Annotated in this window: 22 protein-coding genes; 12 read left to right on the forward strand and 10 right to left on the reverse strand. The window is 62.4% G+C overall.

The genetic code is table 11. From position 1 onward, the window contains the following. The first annotated feature begins 56 nt into the window (after positions 1-56). Complete coding sequence (locus tag GGI60_RS17335; RefSeq protein WP_183917162.1) at positions 57-692, forward strand: VUT family protein; 636 nt, start codon at positions 57-59, stop codon at positions 690-692. 11 nt (positions 693-703) lie between these two features. Here GGI60_RS17335 and GGI60_RS17340 read toward each other — a convergent pair whose 3' ends face one another. From GGI60_RS17340 to GGI60_RS17360, 5 genes are all read right to left on the reverse strand, one after another. Beyond that, complete coding sequence (locus tag GGI60_RS17340; RefSeq protein WP_183917164.1) at positions 704-1,270, reverse strand: adenylate kinase; 567 nt, start codon at positions 1,268-1,270, stop codon at positions 704-706. Between the two features lie 60 nt (positions 1,271-1,330). After that, on the reverse strand, positions 1,331-2,356 hold the full coding sequence (locus GGI60_RS17345) for an esterase-like activity of phytase family protein (RefSeq protein WP_183917166.1): 1,026 nt from the start codon (positions 2,354-2,356) through the stop codon (positions 1,331-1,333). A gap of 24 nt (positions 2,357-2,380) precedes the next feature. After that, entirely contained in the window at positions 2,381-4,282 is a 1,902-nt protein-coding gene (cobT, locus tag GGI60_RS17350; protein ID WP_183917168.1) for a cobaltochelatase subunit CobT, read from the reverse strand. Positions 4,283-4,294: 12 nt separating this feature from the next. Further along, positions 4,295-5,287 (reverse strand): cobaltochelatase subunit CobS, encoded by a 993-nt coding sequence (gene cobS, locus GGI60_RS17355; protein ID WP_183917170.1) that lies wholly within the window; start codon positions 5,285-5,287, stop codon positions 4,295-4,297. Positions 5,288-5,592: 305 nt separating this feature from the next. Next, positions 5,593-6,210, reverse strand: a complete 618-nt coding sequence (locus tag GGI60_RS17360; RefSeq protein ID WP_183917172.1) for a J domain-containing protein — start codon at positions 6,208-6,210, stop codon at positions 5,593-5,595. 102 nt (positions 6,211-6,312) lie between these two features. Here GGI60_RS17360 and GGI60_RS17365 point away from each other — a divergent pair, with 102 nt between their 5' ends. Further along, positions 6,313-6,597, forward strand: coding sequence for a BolA family protein (locus GGI60_RS17365; protein WP_170961494.1), 285 nt, complete (start codon positions 6,313-6,315; stop codon positions 6,595-6,597). Positions 6,598-6,639: 42 nt separating this feature from the next. On the opposite strand, the gene GGI60_RS17370 is transcribed toward GGI60_RS17365, so the two are convergent. From GGI60_RS17370 to GGI60_RS17380, 3 genes are read right to left on the reverse strand one after another with little or no spacing between them, the layout of a single operon-like run. Continuing rightward, positions 6,640-7,950 (reverse strand): HlyC/CorC family transporter, encoded by a 1,311-nt coding sequence (locus tag GGI60_RS17370; RefSeq protein WP_183917174.1) that lies wholly within the window; start codon positions 7,948-7,950, stop codon positions 6,640-6,642. Then, a complete protein-coding gene (aroB, locus tag GGI60_RS17375; RefSeq protein ID WP_183917176.1) occupies positions 7,950-9,080 on the reverse strand; it encodes a 3-dehydroquinate synthase in 1,131 nt (376 codons plus the stop codon). The genes GGI60_RS17370 and aroB overlap by 1 nt, the downstream gene beginning before the upstream one ends. Then, the gene (locus GGI60_RS17380; protein WP_183917179.1) at positions 9,077-9,667 is read right to left on the reverse strand and encodes a shikimate kinase; all 591 of its coding nucleotides are present in this window, start codon (positions 9,665-9,667) and stop codon (positions 9,077-9,079) included. The genes aroB and GGI60_RS17380 overlap by 4 nt, the downstream gene beginning before the upstream one ends. A gap of 148 nt (positions 9,668-9,815) precedes the next feature. Here GGI60_RS17380 and GGI60_RS17385 point away from each other — a divergent pair, with 148 nt between their 5' ends. From GGI60_RS17385 to GGI60_RS17425, 9 genes are all read left to right on the forward strand, one after another. Beyond that, a complete protein-coding gene (locus GGI60_RS17385; RefSeq protein ID WP_183917181.1) occupies positions 9,816-9,992 on the forward strand; it encodes a hypothetical protein in 177 nt (58 codons plus the stop codon). A 5-nt stretch (positions 9,993-9,997) separates the two neighbouring features. After that, positions 9,998-10,951, forward strand: a complete 954-nt coding sequence (gene xerD, locus GGI60_RS17390) for a site-specific tyrosine recombinase XerD (protein WP_183917183.1) — start codon at positions 9,998-10,000, stop codon at positions 10,949-10,951. A 62-nt stretch (positions 10,952-11,013) separates the two neighbouring features. Continuing rightward, on the forward strand, positions 11,014-11,967 hold the full coding sequence (locus tag GGI60_RS17395) for an acetyl-CoA carboxylase carboxyltransferase subunit alpha (RefSeq protein ID WP_183917185.1): 954 nt from the start codon (positions 11,014-11,016) through the stop codon (positions 11,965-11,967). Between the two features lie 196 nt (positions 11,968-12,163). Beyond that, positions 12,164-13,396 carry a murein L,D-transpeptidase family protein gene (locus tag GGI60_RS17400; RefSeq protein ID WP_183917187.1) on the forward strand — a complete coding sequence of 411 codons (1,233 nt, stop codon included), beginning with the start codon at positions 12,164-12,166 and terminating at the stop codon, positions 13,394-13,396. A 5-nt stretch (positions 13,397-13,401) separates the two neighbouring features. Continuing rightward, a complete protein-coding gene (locus GGI60_RS17405) occupies positions 13,402-13,626 on the forward strand; it encodes a sulfurtransferase TusA family protein (RefSeq protein ID WP_183917189.1) in 225 nt (74 codons plus the stop codon). Between the two features lie 456 nt (positions 13,627-14,082). Next, the gene (locus GGI60_RS17410; protein ID WP_183917191.1) at positions 14,083-15,060 is read left to right on the forward strand and encodes a TRAP transporter substrate-binding protein; all 978 of its coding nucleotides are present in this window, start codon (positions 14,083-14,085) and stop codon (positions 15,058-15,060) included. A 141-nt stretch (positions 15,061-15,201) separates the two neighbouring features. Next, complete coding sequence (locus tag GGI60_RS17415; RefSeq protein ID WP_097608897.1) at positions 15,202-15,780, forward strand: TRAP transporter small permease; 579 nt, start codon at positions 15,202-15,204, stop codon at positions 15,778-15,780. Positions 15,781-15,784: 4 nt separating this feature from the next. Further along, complete coding sequence (locus GGI60_RS17420; protein ID WP_183839886.1) at positions 15,785-17,065, forward strand: TRAP transporter large permease; 1,281 nt, start codon at positions 15,785-15,787, stop codon at positions 17,063-17,065. A gap of 9 nt (positions 17,066-17,074) precedes the next feature. Next, a complete protein-coding gene (locus tag GGI60_RS17425) occupies positions 17,075-17,848 on the forward strand; it encodes a FadR/GntR family transcriptional regulator (protein ID WP_183917193.1) in 774 nt (257 codons plus the stop codon). Between the two features lie 33 nt (positions 17,849-17,881). Here GGI60_RS17425 and GGI60_RS17430 read toward each other — a convergent pair whose 3' ends face one another. After that, the gene (locus GGI60_RS17430) at positions 17,882-19,045 is read right to left on the reverse strand and encodes a CobW family GTP-binding protein (RefSeq protein WP_183917194.1); all 1,164 of its coding nucleotides are present in this window, start codon (positions 19,043-19,045) and stop codon (positions 17,882-17,884) included. A gap of 28 nt (positions 19,046-19,073) precedes the next feature. Beyond that, positions 19,074-20,207: a D-alanyl-D-alanine carboxypeptidase family protein gene (locus tag GGI60_RS17435; protein WP_183917196.1), complete on the reverse strand. Its 1,134-nt coding sequence runs from the start codon at positions 20,205-20,207 to the stop codon at positions 19,074-19,076. Between the two features lie 157 nt (positions 20,208-20,364). On the opposite strand from GGI60_RS17435, the gene GGI60_RS17440 reads away from it, so the two are divergent. Continuing rightward, positions 20,365-21,528 carry a M20 aminoacylase family protein gene (locus GGI60_RS17440; protein ID WP_183917198.1) on the forward strand — a complete coding sequence of 388 codons (1,164 nt, stop codon included), beginning with the start codon at positions 20,365-20,367 and terminating at the stop codon, positions 21,526-21,528. Positions 21,529-21,540 lie beyond the last annotated feature (12 nt).

Consider the following 21,540-nt stretch of genomic DNA (forward strand, 5'->3'; position numbering starts at 1 on the left):
GCCTTTTGCTTTGCCGGCCCGTCTCTCCAACTGGTGGCATCACCCAGGATAAAAAAATGCTGAAGACGCGCTATACCATCGCCTATGTCGCGCTGATGACGCTGATCGTCGTCGCCTCCAACTTCCTCGTCCAGTTTCCGCTGAACGCCGAAGTTGCCGGCATCAACCTTGCCGACATTCTGACATGGGGCGCCTTCTCCTATCCGGTCGCCTTCCTGATCACCGACCTGACCAATCGCCAGTTCGGCCCGCAGGCGGCCCGCAAGGTTGTCTTTGCCGGTTTCGTCGTCGGCGTGACGCTCTCCTTCTTCACCTCGGCCCCGCGCATTGCCATCGCCTCCGGCTCGGCCTATCTCGCCGGCCAGCTGCTCGATATCGCCGTCTTCAACCGCCTGCGCCGCCAGGCTTGGTGGCGCGCGCCGCTCCTCGGCTCGCTGATCGGCTCGGCGCTCGACACGGTGATGTTCTTTTCGCTTTCTTTCGCCGCGTTTTTCGTCTTCCTCGGCCCGAACGAGCCCTTTGCGCTGGAGGGGGCTCCCATCCTTGGCGTTTTCGCTGGCGAGGCGCCGCGCTGGATTTCCTGGGCGATCGGCGATTTCGCCGTCAAGATGATCGTCGGCCTCGTCATGCTGCTGCCTTATGGCGCACTGATGAACGTGCTGCGGCCGATGCAGCCCGTCCGCGCCGGCTAAGTCTGAGCAAGTCACCGCCGCCGCCGGACCGCACCGGCGGCGATTGCCGGGTGCAGCAGTACCTCCGCAGCTAGATCGTCTAGTTCCCGCGATGAATCGAGCCTGAGGACGGGCGCCGTCTGCGTTTCCAGCCATTGCTCATGCGCCGCAAGACTACGGCGTTCCGGGCCGGCCGTGTCATAGCTTGCCGCCCATTCCAGGAATTCTCCGCTTTTGGTTTCCATGTCGCCGCCAGGCCCGATCCTATTTCCGTATCGAGCCGCCTCGCGCGCACAGATTCGCGCCATTCGAAGCTCCGGTTCGATCCTGAGGAACACGATCAGATCGTAGAGCGGCTCGAGCGGCCTTCCCCATTTCAGCGCCGACCCGGAAAGAACCCAGCCGCCGGGCCGCCGCGTCTCCTCGAGCAGCAGCCTTATGCGCTCGCCGGCATCCCGCGGCGTCGTGAACGGTGGATCAGTCGGCAGCCAGAAGAAGTCGTCGGTGTCGAGATGGGCGATATCCAGCCGTGCCGCAAGCGCGTGACCGAGCGACGTGGTGCCGGAACCGGACGCACCCATGACATGAATATGCACCATGATTTTCCTCCGAAACCGCCGCTTGCGATACCGCGAGCGGGATAACCGAGGCATGTGACGTCAATCTGACGATCCGAGCAATTGCGGCTCTTCGGCGAGCCGGAATTCCAGCATCAGATTACGCTGCAGAATGGAATGGTTGTCATCCGACACCAGAACGATATGGGTCGTGCCGTCGGCCGCCTGAAAAGCATCGAGACCTTCCATATTGTCGATCTGCGAATTGAAATTGCCTTCGAGCAGCAATTCGCCCTCGACCACGGCCCCCGGCCTGATATCGGCGCCCTTGATGCGGCGAAGCCGCATGCCGATGCCCTCGGCCATGTTGAAGCGGCGTTCGAGCAGCAGCAGGTCGCCGTTCGGCAGGAAGGTCCCGTCGGTGGCGTCGAAGCTCCCGTCCCGCGCCACCGCAAAACGCCCTTTCAGCGGCCCGCTGAGAATCGCCGCCACCCGGTTGCCCTCGCTGTCGAGGCCGCGCTCCGAGACCACAACCACACCGCCCTTGAGCGGGCTCGATGCGGGCGCAACAGCAATCGTCTCGATGCCGCGATTGTCCTTCAGCATCTTGCGCGGAATGAGCAGCGGAAGGGTGCCGATCGCCCGCGATTCGGCAAAGCCGGGATCGGGATAGATATCGACGCGATGATCCTGCTCGAAGGAGACCAGGACCCGGTCGCCGTCGAGCGCCAAGCCCTCGGCATCCATATATCCCTTGCCTTCCAAACTCAGGCCCGCACGGTTCTTCATCGGGGTGATCTCGACATCCGAAAGGCCCGAAAGCTTTCCCTTGGCGTCGCGCTCGATGCTGCCGGTCAGCCACTGGCCGGTATCGAGCACGACCACGAAATGCTTTTGGTCCGGCCGGAAACGGATAGAGGAAAGCGAGCCGAACAGCGCCTTGCCGGAAACCATCTCCAGGCCGCCGAGAAATTCCAGCGGTCCGAATTTCGTCTCCGAAGAGCCGATCCTGAATTCCGATATTTGCCGGCTAATAACCGGCACTTCGCCGCCGGCCCATGAGGGGCAAGCGCCTGTTGCGATGCAGAGAGCGATCGACGCCGCACGGCGGAGGCGCTTACCTGTCATTCCCGACATTTCCCTGAAGCGGCGTCAGCCGGCACGGCGCAGCCGGCCGCCGCGCGGCTGGACGGATTGATCTTCAAAGAGCGACGCAAGCTGCTCGGTCATCGCCCCGGCAAGCTCGTCGGCATCGACGATCGTCACGGCGCGGCGATAGTAACGCGTCACGTCGTGACCGATACCGATCGCCAGCAGTTCCACAGGCGAACGCGTCTCGATCTGCTCGATGACGGCGCGCAGGTGCCGTTCCAGATAATTGCCGGGATTGACCGATAGCGTCGAGTCGTCGACCGGCGCCCCGTCCGAGATCATCATCAGGATACGGCGCTGTTCGCGGCGGGCGAGCAGGCGATTATGCGCCCAGATCAGCGCCTCGCCGTCGATATTTTCCTTGAGCAGGCCCTCGCGCATCATCAGCCCGAGATTGGAGCGTGCCCGCCGCCACGGCGCGTCGGCGGATTTGTAGACGATGTGGCGCAGATCGTTAAGGCGGCCCGGCGTCTGCGGCTTGCCGCCGGCCAGCCAGGTTTCGCGCGCCTGCCCGCCCTTCCAGGCCTTTGTGGTGAAGCCGAGGATCTCGACCTTGACGCCGCAGCGCTCCAGCGTGCGGGCGAGAATGTCGGCGCAGGTGGCGGCCACCGTGATCGGCCGGCCGCGCATCGAACCGGAATTGTCGATGAGCAGAGTGACGACCGTGTCGCGGAACTGCGTGTCGCGCTCCATTTTGAAGGAGAGCGCCTGCATCGGATCGATGATGATGCGCTGCAGCCGGGCCGGATCGAGATACCCTTCCTCCAGGTCGAAATCCCAGGAGCGGTTCTGCTGCGCCATCAAACGGCGCTGCAGTCGGTTGGCCAGACGCCCGACCGCGCCTTGCAGATGCGCCAGCTGCTTGTCCAGAAAGGCGCGCAGGCGCTCCAGCTCGGCGGCGTCGCAGAGTTCCTCGGCGGTGATGATCTCGTCGAACTCTTCGGTATAGACGTGATAATCGACCTTTTCGTTGAAATCGGCGAAAGGCGTGTTCGGACGGCGGGTCTCGCCCGGCGTTTCCGAATCGTCCTCGCCCTCTTCCATCATATCGTCGTCAGAGATTTCGGCGCCTTCGGTCTCGCCGTCCTCCATCTGCTCGTCGGCGACCTCGCTGTCTTCCACGGGGGCGGCATCGGTGCCGGCATCCTCGTCGACCTCGTCCTGGTCCTGCTCGTCGCCGCTCGGCTGATCTTCCTGCTCCGACTGGTCCTCATTGTCGGCCTGGCTGTCGTCGTCGCCGTATTCCTCCGCCATTTCCATGGCCGACAGCATGTTGCGGATGACCTTGGCGAAGGCCTGCTGGTCGTTGATCGCCTCCGACAGGTTGTCGAGCTCGGAGCCCGCCTTGTCCTCGATGAAGCCGCGCCAGAGGTCGAGCACCTTGCCGGCGGAAGCGGGCGGCCGCTGACCGGTCAGCTTCTCACGCACCATCATCGCAACGGCTTCGCCGATCGGCGCATCTTCCTGGCGCTCAATGCCGGTGAAATTCGCCTTGGAATATTTCTCTTCCGTCATGGAGCGCAGGTTCGCCGCCACGCCCTCCATGCGCAACGCACCGATCGATTCGACACGCGCCTGCTCGACAGCATCGAAGATCACCCGGGCGTCCGAGCCCTGCGGCGCCATCGTCGTGTGCACCTTCTCGTCATGGCAGGCGAGCCGCAGCGCCATGGAATCGCCGAGCCCGCGGGTGACCGCGAGCTCGTGCGCCGTCGGCCGCTTGGAAAGCTCCGGCAGCCGGATGCGTTCGCCGGTCATTCCAGGCCGTTCGTTGGCGAAGGTTACCTCGACATCGCCGTCGCCGGCGATCGAGCGTACGCAGCCGGATATCGCCCGGCGCAACGGCTCGACGTCGACGGGCGCACCGGGCTTTGCTTTCGAATTGTCACCGCGAGCTGCCATGATCGGTCGGTCTCAGGCTCCGAGAACGATGTTGGCGGCACTTTCCTTCAGCTCGACGCCGAAGGCGCGCTGATAATGCTCGGCAACCAGCGGGCGCTCCAGCTCGTCGCACTTGTTGAGGAAGGTGACGCGGAAGGCGAAGGCGAGATCGCCGAAGATTTCGGCGTTTTCGGCCCAGGTGATGACGGTACGCGGGCTCATGACGGTCGACAGGTCGCCGTTCATGAAGGCAGCGCGGGTCAGATCTGCGACACGCACCATCTTTGACACGATCTCGCGGCCTTCCCTGTCCTTGCCGAAGCTCTTCACCTTGGCGGCGACAATATTCGCTTCGTGGTCATGCGGCAGGTAGTTCAGCGTCGTGACGATCGACCAGCGGTCCATCTGCGCCTGGTTGATCTGCTGCGTGCCGTGATAAAGGCCTGTGGTGTCACCGAGGCCGATCGTATTGGCGGTCGCAAACAGGCGGAAAGCCGGGTGCGGCCGGATGACGCGGCTCTGATCGAGCAGCGTCAGGCGGCCGGAGGATTCGAGTACGCGCTGGATGACGAACATCACGTCGGGACGACCGGCATCATATTCGTCGAAGACGAGGGCGACATTGTGCTGATAGGCCCAGGGCAGAATGCCGTCCTTGAATTCGGTGACCTGGAGGCCGTCCTTGACGACGATCGCGTCCTTGCCGACGAGATCGATACGGCTGACATGGCTGTCGAGGTTGATGCGCACGCAGGGCCAGTTGAGCCGTGCCGCCACCTGTTCGATGTGCGAGGACTTGCCGGTGCCGTGATAGCCGGAGATCATCACGCGGCGGTTATGGGCAAAGCCTGCGAGAATGGCGAGCGTCGTGTCGCGGTCGAACAGATAGTCGGGATCGAGGTCCGGCACATAGGCGTCGCCCTTGCTGTAGGCGGGAACGCGGATGTCCGAATCGATGCCAAAGGTCTCGCGGACCGAAACGGTGGTATCGGGCAGTTCAGATATATCCAGGTCGATCTTGCTCATCATGTCTCCAAGGCGGGTGATGCCACCCGGCCATACTGTCTCAGGCCATGTCGCAACCGTGACGCCGCGATTATCTCCGCGCCCGTCCAGGTCGGAACGTCGGCGATACTTCTCCGGGACTGAAACGAAACCTCGGCGGGATGATGACCGCGTGCGAGCATTCTTGAAAGAGTCCCGGACAAGAAACGCCGCGTCCGGAAGGTCGGCGGAGGCGATGGGTAAACACGCAAATAGGAGCCGCGTTTGCCTGCGGCCTCAGCCGATTTGGACCATACCCGATTGATGCCTAAGAGCAAGGACGGGAATTAACAAAAACCATTCTGCTTCAACAATTGATAGGCCTGGATGACGGCGCGGAAACGCTCCTCCGAACCGCGGTCACCGCCATTGGCATCCGGATGGTGCTTCTTGACCAGTTCTTTGTAGCGGCTCTTGATCTCCGCCGACGTCGCATTGGCATGCAGCCCCATCGTATCGAAGGCCTTGCTTTCCAGCGATTTCAGCTTGCGCGCCTGGGGAAAACGCGGCCCGCTGCCCTTGCCGCCTTCCTTGACGAAGCCGAAGGGATCGCGAACGCGCGTATAAGCGCCGGAGCGGACTTCCGAATGCAGCGGACTGTCCTTCGCCGATTTGTTGACGCCGACGGTCCATGTCGGCCGGTGGCCGGTGATCGCCTCTTTCTGGTATCGCGCGATCTCGCCGTCCGAAAGACCGGAGAAATAGTTGTAGCCCTTGTTGTATTCCTTGACGTGTTCGAAACAGAACAAAAAGAACTGGCCTTCGGCATTGCGTCCGACGGGAGCGCGATGCGCACCTTTCTTGTCGCAGCCGTCCCATTGACAGGTAGGCGGCGCCTGCTCTGTCTCCTGCTCGCGTTTGCGGCGTGTTCGGATGCGATCGAAATATTTGGAATCAAGTCTCATGGCGGCGCTAATTATGGGGCTGTCGCAAGGCGACAACAAGAATTGACAAATGGGAATGTTGCTGGCTTGGTGGGAACCCCTTTCGCGCAACAGCAAGACCGGATGATGACCCTCAGGACCCGCATCGAAGAAAAACTTGTCGAAGCCTTCGCGCCCGAACGCCTAAGCGTCATCGACGAAAGCCACCTGCATGCCGGCCATCAGCCCGATATCACAGGCACCGGCGAAACCCACATGCGGGTGAGGATCGTTTCGGCGAAATTCGCCGGCCTGTCGCGGCTGGCGCGCCACCGCGCCATCACGGATCTGTTGAAACCGGAACTCGATGCCGGCCTGCACGCGCTGGCCGTCGAACCGGCGGCACCCGGCGAGGCGACGCGATGGTAGCAGCGTCTATATGGGGAATGACCGCCGGCGATCCAAGCGGGATCAGGCGGATTTCGCGCCGTCTTCCCCGGCCGGACGGATGCGCAGCTTGGTAATGCGGTTCTTCTCCCGCTTCATGACGACGAAACGTTTGCCGTAAAAGGTGAAGGCCTGGCGCTCTTCCGGAATGGTCATCGATTCATGGATGACGAGGCCGGCGATCGTCGTTGCCTCCTCGTCGGGCAGGTTCCAGTCGAGCGCACGGTTCAGGTCGCGGATCGGCACGCCGCCATCGACGACGACCGAACCATCCGCCTCCTGGCGCACGCCCTGAATCTCGATGTCGTGCTCGTCGGAAATGTCGCCGACGATTTCCTCGAGAATATCCTCGAGCGTGACGATGCCCTGCACCTCGCCATATTCGTCGACGACGACGGCGAAATGCTGTTTGCGGCGCAGGAACGCATTGAGCTGGTCTTCGAGGTTGGTGCTGTCGGGCACGAACCACGGCTTCTGCGCGATCTTGACGATATCCAGGTTCTGCGGCTCCATGTTCGGCTCGGCCAGTGCGCGCAGCAGATCCTTGGCATGGACGACGCCGATGATGTTGTCGATCGTGCCGCGCCAGAGCGGCATGCGCGTATAGGGGCTTTCAAGGATGGCGCGCACCACCGTTTCCGGCGGATCGTCGGCATTGATTGCCCGCATCGCGGTGCGGTGGACCATGATGTCTGACAATTCCAGCTCACCGAGGTCGAGCACGCCGCCGAGCCGGTCGCGATCGGCCTTTACCACCGATCCCTCACGGTGGAGCAGATCGACGGCGCCGCGCAGTTCCTCATGCGCCGTCAGCATCGACACCTCCCGTGAGAGATTGATGCCGAACAGTGCCAAAATCTGCCGCACGACCGCATTGACGAAGGAGGAGGCCGGTCCGACGACGGCGACGAAAAGCCTGGCTGGAAGCGCCACCGCAAGCGCGAAGCGCTCCGGCGTCGAGATCGCCCAGCTCTTCGGCAGCACTTCCGCGAAGATGACGAGGATGACGGTCATCGCCAGCGTCGCCAGCGCCACGCCGGAACTGCCGAACAACCCGAGAAACACGCTAGTGGCGATCGACGACGACAGGATATTGGCGAGATTGTTGCCGATCAACAACGCGCCGATTAGCCGGTCGCGCCGTTCGATCAGCTGGCGGACGAGGCCGGCGCGCTCGTCGCCGTTGACCTCAAGCGTATGGATGCGGCTGCGCGAAACGGCGGTCAGCGCGGTTTCCGAGCCGGAAAAGAAGGCGGACATCAGCACGAGGGCCGTGATCGAAAGGATCTCCGGCCAATATGTCGCGAGAAATGCCAGAGCGCCTTCGACCGTCATCAGGGGTGTTTTTCCCGGAGAAAGCTGATCACCTCGGAGGCCGGGACGTCGTCGGCGACGAAGGACTGGCCGATGCCGCGCGTCAGGATGAAGGTGAGCTTGCCGCGCTTGACCTTCTTGTCCTGCGCGATCGCATCCATCAGCACCTCGGCCGGCGGCAGCTCGCCCGGAATGTCGGACATCCGGGTCGGCAGGCCGACCGCCTGCAGATGCCGCTCGACGCGGCGCGCATCGTCGGGGCTGGCAAGGTTCATCCGTGCGGAGAATTCATGGGCCAGCACCATGCCGATCGAAACTCCTTCGCCGTGCACAAGGCGGCGGCTGTCATAGGTGGTGGCCGCTTCCAGCGCATGGCCGAAGGTGTGGCCGAGATTGAGCAACGCCCGCTGACCGGTCTCGCGCTCGTCGGCGACGACGACATCGGCTTTTGCCTGGCAGCTGGCGGCGATCGCTGCGATGCGGGCGGCGCCCCCGGCAAACACGGCCTTCCAGTTCGCTTCCAGCCAGGCGAAGAAATCCGGCTTGTCGATCAGACCGTATTTCGCGACCTCGGCGTAACCGGCGCGGAATTCCCGCTCGCTCAGCGTATTCAATACGTCGGTGTCGGCGAGGACCAGGTCCGGCTGATGGAAGACGCCGATCAGGTTTTTGCCGTGGCGGGAATTGATGCCGGTCTTGCCGCCGACGGAGGAATCGACCTGCGCCAGCAGCGAGGTCGGCACCTGCACGAAGCGCACGCCGCGACGCACAATTCCGGCCGCAAACCCCGAAAGGTCGCCAATGACGCCGCCGCCGAGCGCGATGACGCAGTCGTTGCGCTCGACGCGGGCTTCCAGCACCTTATCGCAAGCCGTCATCAGATGTTCGAAACTCTTCGTCTTCTCGCCGGCCGGCAGCACGACCGCAGCCGAGGCAATGCCCGCCGCATCGAGGCTGGCAACGAGGGCGTCGAGATAGAGCGGCGCGACATGTTCGTCGGTGATGACAGCCGCCTTGCGGCCCTTGAGGCGCGAAGCGATCTCGGCACCGGCCCGCGCAATCAGCCCCGGCCCGATCAGGATGTCGTAGGCGCGCTCGCCGAGCGGCACATGCACGGTCTGGACGGCCGGCGCGGAGCTTATCGCATTCATGACGCTGCATTTTCCTTCTGAGCTTCGATCACCGCCTTCAGCACCTCGTCGGCCATGATTTCCTTGCGCACATCGCGCGAGAGCACGGTCAGATCGGCCTGGGCGTAGATCGGATACCGTGCGTTCATCAGGTTTTCGAGCGTCTGCTTCGGATTTTCGGTCTTGAGCAGCGGCCGCGTGTCGCGTTTGTTGACCCGTTCCCAGAGCACGTCGAGATCCGCCTTCAGCCAGACCGAAAGGCCGCCCCTCTTGATATGCCTGCGCGTCCGCTCGTTGACGAAGGCGCCGCCGCCGGTGGAGACGACGCGCGGACCGCTCTTCAGCAGACGCTTCATGACCCGCGTTTCCAGCGCCCGGAATTCGTCCTCGCCATAGGCCGCGAAAAGTTCGGCGATCGTCATGCGCGACACTCGCTCGATTTCGTGGTCGCTGTCGATGAAGGGAATGCCGAGCTGGCTGGCGACAATCCGCCCGACCGAGGATTTTCCCGCCCCCATCAGGCCGACAAGGATCAGATTGCGTGAACCGAGCGCGGCGCGAGCTCTGTCTTTCAGGCTGTCAGCAACGGTCAGCAGTGGTTCACTCATCGGTCCATTCACACTTTGTTTGCAAACCGTATCGACAAATGCAGATGGAGCGTCAAGTCGCGGACAAGGGAATCATGGCTTGAATACCGCTTCTTGCACTTGCAGATACGCTTCTTATAACAGAAGCAGAGCATGAAGGAGTTGCCGGATGCCGACCCTGTTCCGTTTTCTGTTCGTCTGCGCGATCCTCGCCGGGACGGTTTACGGAGCGATGTGGGGGCTTGCGACCTTCGTGGAGCCCGAGCCGCGCGACGTGACAATCCGCATTCCGTCCGAACGGGTCAATCCGCCGGCGACGGGCGCGATCGGCACGACCAGGAAGTGACCGGCATGGTGGATCTCGGCCGCGTCCATGTGGAATCCTTCCTGGAAATGATGAGCGCCGAACGAGGCGCCGCCGCCAACACGCTGCAATCCTATGAGCGCGATCTCGATGACATGAGGTCCTTCCTGAACGGCCGCAGCATCAGGTTGACCGAAGCCGCCTCCGCCGATCTTTCCGCCTATCTCGCCTCGCTCGCCAGCCAGGGTTTCAAGCCCTCCTCGCAGGCGCGCCGGCTTGCGGCCATGCGGCAGTTCTACAAGTTCCTCTACGCAGAAGGCATTCGCACCGACGACCCCACCGGCGTGCTCGACGCGCCGAAGAAAGGCCGGCCGCTGCCGAAGACGATGGGGGTCGAGGAGGTCGGCAGGCTGCTATTCCAGGCGCAGACCGAGGCCGAGGATCCGGCCCCGGGCCAGTTGCAGCGCCTGCGCATGCTGGCGCTGCTGGAGTTGCTCTATGCCACCGGCATGCGCGTCAGCGAGCTCGTCTCGCTTCCCGCCCGCGTCCTCGACCAGGAGGGCCGCTTCCTGATGATCCGCGGCAAGGGCAACAAGGAGCGGCTAGTGCCGTTGTCGCAATCGGCGATCAGGGCGCTGAAATCCTACGGGCGGCTGCTGACGACCGAAAATGCCGTGGCGAAGGAGCCGCAGGAAAGCCCCTGGCTGTTTCCGGCCGCCTCGAAGGAGGGCTACCTGCCGCGTCAGGTCTTTGCGCGCGACCTGAAGAACCTAGCGATCCGCGCCGGTCTGACGCCGTCGCTGATCTCGCCGCATGTCATGCGCCACGCCTTTGCCAGCCATCTGCTCGCCAACGGCGCCGATCTACGCGTCGTGCAGGAACTGCTCGGCCATTCGGACATTTCGACCACACAGATCTACACACATGTGCTCGAAGAGAGGCTGCAGCAGCTCGTCCAGACGCATCACCCCCTTGCCAAACAGGCGAAAAAGCACGAATAGGACCGGCGACAAGGGGCGGAGCCAGGAAAACGCCCCGGGCACAAGGAACGGAAACGCACCTCATGCACAATTATCTCGACTTCGAAAAGCCGATCTCCGACCTCGAAGGCAAGATCATCGAGCTGAAGAAGCTCGCGACGGAAGACGAGAGCATCGACACCACCGACGAGATCAGCCGGCTGGAGGTTCGCGTCCGTGAGGCGATCGTCGAAATCTATTCCAAGCTCAACGCCTGGCAGAAGACGCAGGTCGCCCGCCATCCGCAGCGCCCGCACTTCGTCGATTACGCCAAGACGCTGTTTCAGGAATTCACGCCGCTGGCCGGCGACCGCAAGTTTTCCGAGGATGCCGCCATCCAGGCGGGCCTTGCCCGCTTCCGCGGTCAGCCTGTCGCCGTCATCGGCCAGGAAAAGGGCAACGACACCAAGTCGCGACTGAAACACAATTTCGGCAGCCCCCGCCCGGAAGGCTACCGCAAGGCGATCCGCATCCTTGAAATGGCTGATCGTTTCGGCCTGCCGGTGATTTCGCTGGTGGATACGGCCGGCGCCTATCCCGGCGTCGGCGCCGAAGAGCGCGGCCAGGCCGAGGCGATCGCCCGCTCGACGGAAATGTGCCTCGGCGTCAAGGTTCCCCTCGTTTCCGTCGTCATCGGCGAAGGCGGCTCTGGCGGCGCGATCGCGATCGCCACCGGCAACAGGGTCTATATGCTCGAGCATTCGATCTACAGCGTCATCTCGCCGGAGGGCGCCGCGTCCATTCTCTGGCGCGATTCGACCCGCGCCCGGGAAGCGGCGACCAACATGAAGATCACCGCCGAAGACCTGAAGTCGCTTGGCGTCATCGATGGCATCATTTCCGAGCCGCTCGGCGGCGCCCATCGCGATCCCGACAGCGTCATAGCCGCAACCGGCGATGTCATCGCCAATGCGCTCGGCGAAATGGCATCGCGTTCCGGCGAACAGCTGCGCAACGAACGGCGCCAGAAATTCCTCAATATGGGCCGCAACCTCTAAGACAAGTTGCGCTTTTCAGCGATTGAGGCCAAATCTTGGCCACATTGATATTATCTGTAACATTCGCGCTTGCGGGGATGTTCGGGGCACGTCATAGGCTGATAAGGTTTTATAAAGTATAAGCCGCCTATGATTCCTTCCAGTGCCCGAACTCCATAGGCGGACCGGGTCGCACTATCTTTATGGGCTAATTTGGATGCGCATACGTCATTTTGCCTATGTTTCCCTCATCGCGCTGGCTCTCGCCGGCTGCAACGATACGCTGGAAACCGCGCAGGTTGATCTCTCCAAGGTCAAGAACAAGGTCGAGCAGCCGCTCCCTCCCCATATCCTCAACGCCATGGCCGCCAAGGGCATGGACCGCAATTCGCCTATCATGATCCGCATCTTCAAGGAAGAAGGTGCAATGGAGATCTGGAAAGCGAAGACCGACAACCGTTTCGACAAGATCGCCGATTACAAGATCTGCGCCTGGTCCGGCCGCCTCGGTCCGAAGGTCAAGACCGGCGACCGGCAGGCGCCGGAAGGCTTCTACGAGCTGACACGCGCCAACCTGAACCCGAATTCCAAATATTATCTGGCGATCAACACCGGCTTCCCGAACCGCTACGACGCGGTGAACGGCCGCACCGGCTCCGATCTGATGATCCACGGCGCCTGCTCGTCCTCCGGCTGCTATTCGATGACCGACCAGCAGGTGCTGGAGATCTATGCCTTTGCCCGCGACGCCTTCAAGGGCGGCCAATCGACGGTGCAGCTGCAGGCCTTCCCCTTCCGCATGACGGCGGAAAACATGGTCAAGCATCGGCTTGACCCGAACTACGACTTCTGGAAGATGCTGAAGGTCGGCTACGACAATTTCGAAGTGACGAAGCGCCCGCCCGAGGTGAACGTCTGCGAGAAGAAATATGTCTTCAACCAGCAGGCAACCGATGGCGGCGCCTTCAACGCCGCCGGCAAATGCCCTGCCATGTCGACGCCGCCGGCGCTGACGGCCGCCCTTGCCTCCTACGGCAAGACCTATGATGCCGAGTATGCCAAGGCGATGAGCAAATATGACGGCATGGCCTGGTACGACCCTTCCGAAGCCGAGCGCAAAGCCGTGGTCGCCAAGCTGCGCAAGGGCCGCGAACTCGCCTTCGCGCCGACCGGCACCTCTCTCGAAGCCGGCCGCATGGTCAAGGTCGCCGAACTCGAAGACCTGATGGCCAAGCGCACGACGCAGAGCCTCACCGCCAACTCCGCGGCCGGCGCTATGCCGACAACGCCGGCCCAGCCGCAGGCAACGACCGTTGCCGCCGCGGCGCCTGCGGTCGTGCCGGTGCCGATGCAGAATCCGCTGGCCTATACCGCGCCCGCGCCCGAACCACAGGAGACGGCAGAAGCCGCGGCAAAGAAGCCGTTCTGGAAATTCTGGGCGCGGAACTGAACGGCTTGAACCCCGTTCTCTACGATCTTCGCGGCCTGAAATGCCCACTCCCTGTGATGAAGACACGCAGGAAGCTTGACACCATGGCAAGCGGCGCGCTCATCCTCGTCGATACCAGCGATCCGATGGCGGTGATCGACATGCCGCATTTCTGCAATGAGGACGGTCACGAGCTGGTCGAAACGGAAAAGACCGAAAACGGCCATCGCTTCCTGATCCGCAAGCGCTAAAACTGTTCTGCATTAAATAGTCAGAGCAGATGCCGTCCTAAGCGGCATCATCACAGCTGCCGGCGCATCTCCAATTTACCCTGCCCATGTTCTCGCGGCTGGCGCTCGAAGCCACTCCCGCGCCCAAAATTCATCATACAACTACACAGCTTTTGTATGTTGACATTATACTTGGCTGGTTCTAGCCATAGTGAGCCGGTCGGAGGAACGGCGAGAATAGCGGAGGCTGACTGATCCACATCTTCTGTTTCCACGAGAAAAGGTAAGCGTGCGCCATCAGATCCGATGAGCACGCCGAGCACTTTGCTGCGTCGCCGTGAGCCTCTTTCGCGTGACGTTTCCATCGTGCCCATCCGTGACCGGCCTTGGAAATCGCAGGCGAAGCGTGCAGGGATCTTCAGCAAAGCTGGGATACGGACTTCTGAGAATAATCGTCATGCAAATTGGGAGGAGAGCATGAAAAACTTTGTTACACTGGCGGCCGGTCTTATGGTTGCCGCTTCATTCATGAGCAGCGCCGCCAGCGCCCAAACGGTGCTGAAATCGTCCGATACGCATCCGGACGGCTATCCGACTGTTGAGGGCGTCAAATATTTCGGTGAACTGGTGAAGGAGCGCACGCAGGGCCGCTATTCGGTCGAAGTGTACCATTCCGCCCAGCTCGGCGAAGAGAAGGACACGATCGAACAGGTGCGCTCCGGCGTGATCGAGCTCAATCGCGTGTCGATGGCGCCCTTCAACGGCACGGTGAAGGAATCGATCGTTCCGGCCCTGCCCTATATCTTCCGTTCCGAAGAGCACATGCACAAGGTCATGGACGGCGCCATCGGCGATCAGATCAAGAAGGCGTTCGAACCGGCCGGCCTCGTCGTGCTCGCCTTCTACGATGCCGGCGCACGCTCGTTCTACAACAAGACGAAGCCGATCAACGCGGTTGCCGATATGAAAGGCCTGAAGTTCCGCGTCATCCAGTCCGACATCTTCGTTGACATGGTGGCGGCCCTCGGCGCCAATGCCACGCCGATGCCCTATGGCGAAGTCTATTCGGGGATCGAAACTGGCGTCATCGACGGCGCGGAAAACAACTTCCCGAGCTACGACACCGCCAAGCATGCGGAAGTGGCGAAGAACTACTCGCTCGACGAGCACACGATCCTGCCGGAGGTGTTCGTCATGAACAAGGCGGCGTTCGACAAGCTGAAGCCCGAGGATCAGGAGATCTTCAAGCAGGCAGCCAAGGACAGCGTCGGCAAGCAGCGCGAACTCTGGGCGGCCAAGGTCGCTGAATCGCGCGCCAATGTCGAAAAGCTCGGCGCGCAGATCACCACACCGGACAAGCAGGGCTTCATCGACGCCATGGCTCCGGTTTACGAAAAGCACGTCAAAGACGACGTGCTGAAGAAGATGGTCGAGGACGTAAAGGCTGTGCAGTAGCCTTCGCCTGCCTCCTTGCGCAGGACGGCGTGACTTAGCGGGGTGGACGGTTTCTCCACCCCGTTTCACGCTCACGCTTCGCACGCATCTTCATCCATCTCCCGACAGGGAGACTGCCCGCCCGATTTCGACGAGGCCCTCATGTCGAATAACCTGACACCCGTCACCAACGTCCTGGCCCGCCTGAGCAACGCCGCCCTGTGGCTCGCCGGCTCCGGCCTGATCCTGATGACGGTCTTTGTCGCCTGGCAGGTATTCTGCCGCTACGTATTGAACGACTCGCCGAGTTGGACGGAGCCGGGCTCGGTCATGCTGATGAGCTGGTTCATCTTCCTCGGCGCCGCCGTCGGCATCCGGGAGAACAATCATCTCGGTTTCGACGTGCTGCTCTACGTGCTGCCGAAATCCGGAAAGCGTGTCCTGCGCATGATTTCGGATGTGGTCATCCTCGCCTTCGGCGCCGGCATGATCTGGTACGGCGGCGCGCTCATGAGCCTGACCTGGAACACCACCCTGCCGTCGCTGGGCATCTCAGGCGCGTTCGATTATCTGCCGCTCGCCGGCGGCGGTGTCCTCGCGGTGATCTTCTCGCTGGAGCGCATTGTACTCCGCCTCGCCGGTGAACCGATCGACGACGTGCTGGATGAAATTCTGCCGGCGGAGATCGCCGTCGAGATCGAAAACATCAATGCCGACCCGAACGCCAATTTGAAGGTATAGCGCGATGGAACTCTGGATTCTGTTCGGTGTTTTCACCACCCTGATGCTGATCGGCACGCCGATCGCCTTCTGTCTCGGCGTCGCCAGCTTCGCCACCGTGGCCTATATGGGCCTGCCGCCGCTGGTCATCTTTCAGCGGCTCAATTCCGGCATGAGCGTGTTTTCGCTGCTCGCCATTCCCTTCTTCATCTATGCCGGCGACCTGATGGTGCGCGGCGGCATCGCGAGCCGCATCGTCGCCTTCGCAGCCTCCCTGGTCGGCCATGTGCGCGGCGGCCTCGGCCAGGTCAATATCGTCACCGCCACACTGTTCGGCGGCATTTCGGGTTCGGCGGTGGCAGAGGCCGCTGCCGTCGGCGGCCTGATGATCCCGCAGATGAAGCAACGCGGCTATGGTGCCGACTACGCGGTCAACGTCACCTCGATGGCGGCCCTGATCGCGCTGCTCCTGCCGCCGTCCCACAATATGATCATCTATTCGATCTCCGCCGGCGGCAAGATATCGATCGCCGATCTGTTCACCGCCGGCGTCCTGCCTGGCCTGTTGCTCGCAGCCGCGCTGATGGTGACCGCCTACATCGTCGCACGCTCGCGCGGTTATCCGACGGAGCCGTTTCCCGGCTTTGTCATGGTGGCTCACCTGCTCGCCGTCGCGGTGCCCGGGCTTCTGCTGATCGCCATCATCTTCGGCGGGGTGAGGTCCGGCATTTTCACAGCGACGGAAAGCTCCTGCATCGCTGTGCTCTACGCGCTGCTGGTAACCCTCTTCGTCTACCGGCAGATGAGCTGGAAAGACTTCGTCCACGCCACGCAGGGCGCCGTGCGCACCACCGCAATGGTGCTCCTGATCATTGGCACCGCCGCCGCCTTTTCCTGGCTGATGGCCTTTCTCAAAGTGCCCGCCTCGCTGGTTATCTGGATGAAGAGCGTCGCCGACGATCCGCTGACGGTGCTGCTCCTGCTCAATGTGCTGATGCTGGTGCTCGGCACCTTCATGGACATGGGACCGACCATCATCATCTGCACGCCGATCTTCCTGCCGGTGGCACAGGCCTACGGCGTCGATCCGGTGCACTTCGGCGTGATCATGATCCTGAATTTCGGCATCGGGCTGAACACACCTCCCGTCGGGGCTGTGCAATTCGTGGCCTGTGCAGTCGGCAAGATTTCGGTCTGGGAGGCTATGCGCTCGATCTGGCCGTTCTACGGCGCCGGCCTCGTGGTTCTCGGTCTGGTCACCTACATCCCGGCAATTTCGCTGTGGCTGCCGGCTGTGTTCAAATAGGAGAGCGACATGGCGGCCGATACAGCCGTTGAATCAAGGATCGAGCGAAGGCCGAAACTCTCCGAAGGCGTGGTTTCGGCCATCCGCGCCCAGGTTCTGTCCGGGGATTATGCGCCCGGGCAAAAGCTGCCGACGGAGACCCGGATGGGCGAGCTTTTCGGCGTCAGCCGCACTGTCGTCCGCGAAGCGATTGCAACCCTCGCCGCCGACGGCCTCGTCGAGGCGCGGCAAGGGGCTGGTGTCTTCGTCATGAACCATCCAACGATTGCCTTCGGCTCGATCAGCCTCGATGTCGGCAACAAGATTTCCCATGCACTCAACGTCATCGAAGTGCGCATGGGACTGGAGATCGAAAGCGCTGGACTTGCTGCGCTGCGACGCAATGCAGCTCAGGAAGCGCAGATCCACGAAGCCTTCTTCGAGTTCGACCGGCTGCTCGAGCGCGGCGAGGCGACCGGCAAGAGCGACTTCGCCTTTCACCGAGAAATCGCGGCTGCCACGAACAATTCCTATTATGTGGAAGTTCTCGATGCGCTCGGCATGCGGGCGATCCCCTGCGATATCGCCTCACCCTGGGGCACGGACAGCACGCTGTCGCGCGATTATCAGGAAGGCCTACAGCGCGAGCATCTGGCAATCCTGAAAGCGATTTCGGCCGGTGACCCGGAAGCCGCCCGCGCCGCCATGCGGGCTCACCTGACCGCAAGCCAGGAGCGCTATCGCACGCTGCTGAGCGGCCAGCAGGCAAGGTGGCTTTCGGGCACCCGTAAACACAACGGCTGAAGACGATCGCATCACAGCGAAACGTGGGAGCGGTTACATCCGCATGCCGGGAATGGCGAGCGGATTGTCGGACAGCGCCGCGCGGTCGGGCCTGTCGATGCGCGGCTTGCCGAGGAAGGCGTCGAACAGTTCCTTCACGAAGGCTTCCGGCAGGCCCTTGGTGATCAGCACCATGCGCGTGCGCCGGTCGCTGGGATCCGGCCAGGCGGCAAGCCGCACCGGCGGGTGGAAGATGCTCTGGACGCCGTGCAGCACCAGCGGCCGTTCCGGCCGGTCGGAGACGGAAACGATCGCCTTCATCCTGAGCAGGTTCTCGCCATGGGCAGACCGCAGGAGATCGATGAACATCTCGAGCGCCATCGGATCGATCGGTTTTCCCTCGATGATCGAGAACGACCGGATCGAGGCATCGTGCCGGTTGACGTCGTGGGCGTGCTGGTGCGCGTGAGCGCCGTCATGATCGTGATGATCATGGAGGTAGCTGTGGTGACCGCCAGCGTGATCATGATGGTGATGCGCCTCGTGGCCATCCTCATCCCGCAGCCAGCGGCCGACATCGGCGATCTTCGTCGCCGGATCGTAGAGCCCGTTCACCAGCACCGCGGCGCTGCTGGCGTCGGTGCTGTCGGCATCCATCATCGCCGCGCGCGGATTGAGCGCCCGCAGGCGCTGTTCCAGCCCGGCCGTGGCGCCGGCCAGCGATGTCTTCGAGACGATCAGCCGGTCGGCGACGGCCGCCTGTTTGCGCGCTTCCTCGTGATTGTCGAGCGTCTGCAGCCCGTTGACCGCATCGACGACGGTCACGACACCGTCGAGCTCGAAATTGGCGGCAATAACAGGATTGCCCATGATCGCCTGCATGACCGGCGCCGGATCGGCAAGGCCGGTCGTTTCGATGACGACGCGCTTCACCGGCTTGACGCGGCCGGTCTGCACGGCATCCATCAGGTTCGCCAGCGTATCGACCAGCTCGCCGCGCACGGTGCAGCACAGGCAGCCGTCTGAGAGCTCGATGATCGAATCGCCGGAGCTTTCGACCAGCAGATGATCGATGCCGACATCGCCGAACTCGTTGATGATGACGGCCGCGTCCTTCATCTCGGGGTCTTTGAGGATGCGGTTGAGCAGCGTCGATTTGCCGGCGCCGAGAAAGCCGGTCAGGATGGTGACCGGAATCCTGTCGTTGAGCGCGCTCATGTCATTTTACCTTGAAAACGATCTTGCCTTAAAACGAGGTCGGACGTGGCATCGGCACCGGCACATTGGCAATGCCTCCGGCCGTATCGCCGGTCGCTACTTTTTCCGGCTGCTGAGACGGCTGCGGATCCTGCCCCGGAATGAGGCCGGCGAAGACGAATTGCGGGTCGTGGTCCATTTCCAGAATATAGGGCGAGTGCACCTTCATGCGGCCGACCTCGTCTCGCGTTTCGCTGCGTATCTTGGCGCCCTTGGCGCTGCAGATATCGGCGGTGATGTCGGTCACCTGGTCTTGTCCCGGCCCGTAGGGCTTCAGCGAGCCGAGCGTGTCGCTCCCGGGAAACTGCGTCGTAAAGCCCTTCTGCAACAGGTTCGCCGTCGCATCGGCACGCGCCGCGAGACTGTCAGTGCCGAGCACCACGGAAACAAGCGTACGGCCGTTGCGCGTCGCCGAACCGATCTGGTTGAAGCCCGAGGCGCAGATGAAACCCGTCTTCATGCCGTCGGCGCCGGCGAAGCGGCCGATCAGCATATTGAGGTTCGGCACGTTCTGCTGGCCGGTGGTGAAGCCCTCGAGCGCGAAATAGCCGGCATATTGCGGAAAGTCACGGCGCAGCGCCACCGTCAGCACCGCCAGGTCGCGCGCCGTGGTATACTGCCCCTTGCCCGGCAAGCCGTTCGGATTGACGAAATGCGAATCCGTCATGCCGAGCTTCAGCGCTTCGCCGTTCATCCGAGTCACGAAACCTTCCTGCGTACCGCCGACGGCTTCTGCGACCGCAACCGCAATGTCGTTGGCCGATTTGACCATCAGTATCTTCAAGGCACTGTCGAGCGTCAGCTTCTGGCCTGGCTTGAAATACATCTTCGCGGCCGGCTGCGCGGCGGCGCGTTTGCTGATGACGATGGGCGTATCGAGACTGATCTGACCGGCCCGGATCGCATCGAAGATGGTATAGACGGTCATCAGCTTGGTCAGCGAGGCCGGATACCACTTGCGGAAGGCTTCCTCGTGCTCGAGCACGCGGCCGGTCTGGACGTCGACGAGAATATGCGGATTGGCCTGAGCGAGCGAAACGGAGGCGAGAAAAGCGGCAGTCGCAGCGGCGGTGAAACGCAACGGCCGCTTGGCGGCAAACAAACGGAAGTGGCTCGTCGACACGGCTCATCCTTCAGATATCAGGAAATCTCGCAACCTTCCCCTATCTAGCCTATATGGCTATGACATGGCAAAGGTCATTGACGAAGTAATTTCCAAAAGCCTCACACCCTTGTGATGCGATCAAAGATTGTCGGGATTTCATAACAGGAACGCCAACATGCCGATTTTGAACAGAGCCGCCGAATTGCAGGATGAAGTCGCCGAATGGCGCCGCCACATTCATGCCCGCCCCGAGCTCCTCTTCGCGGTGGAAAACACGGCCGCTTTCGTCGCCGAAAAGCTTAAGGAATTCGGTGTCGACGAGATCGTCACCGGCATCGGGCGCACCGGGGTCGTCGGGCTGATCAAAGGCAAGGGCGAAGGCCGCCGCACTATCGGCCTGCGCGCCGACATGGACGCCTTGCCGCTGACCGAGATATCAGGCAAGCCCTGGGCCTCGAAGACGCCGGGCAAGATGCATGCCTGCGGCCATGACGGCCATACCGCCATGCTGCTCGGCGCCGCGAAATATCTGGCCGAGACCCGCAATTTCAACGGCAACATCGCCGTCATCTTCCAGCCCGCCGAAGAAGGCGGCGGCGGCGGCAACCTGATGGTCAAGGACGGCATGATGGAGCGCTTCGAGATCGAAGAAGTCTACGGCATGCACAATCTGCCGGGCCTGCCCATCGGCCAGTTCGCCACCCGCAAGGGCGCGATCATGGCGGCGACTGACGAGTTCACCGTCACCATCAAGGGTCGCGGCGGCCACGCCGCCCAGCCGCACCGGACGATCGACCCGATCGCTATCGGCGCTCAGATCGTCGCCAACTTACAGATGATCGCTTCGCGCACCGCCGATCCGATCAGCTCGGTCGTCGTCTCGGTGACCAAGTTCAACGCCGGTTTCGCCCATAACGTCATTCCGAACGATGCGACCTTCGCAGGCACTGTCCGCACCCTGGACGACAAGATGCGCACGCTTGCCGAGACGCGCTTCCGGCAGATCGTCGAGGGTGTGGTCGCAGCCCACGGTGCCGAAGCCGAGATCAGCTTCAACCGCAACTATCCCGTCACCGTCAATCATCCTGATGAGACGGAGCACGCGGTCGCCACCGCCAGCGCCATTGCCGGCGAGGACAACGTCAACGCCGAAATCGATCCGATGATGGGCGGCGAGGACTTCTCCTACATGCTGAACGCCCGCCCCGGCGCCTTCATCTTCATCGGCAACGGCGACAGCGCCGGCCTGCACAACCCGGCCTACGACTTCAACGACGAAGCTATCGCCCACGGCATCTCCTATTGGGTCCGCCTCGCCGAACAGCGCTTGGGTCTCTAAAGAGCGTCGCGA

The organism is Rhizobium lentis, from assembly GCF_014200175.1.
Lineage (GTDB): Bacteria > Pseudomonadota > Alphaproteobacteria > Rhizobiales > Rhizobiaceae > Rhizobium > Rhizobium mulingense.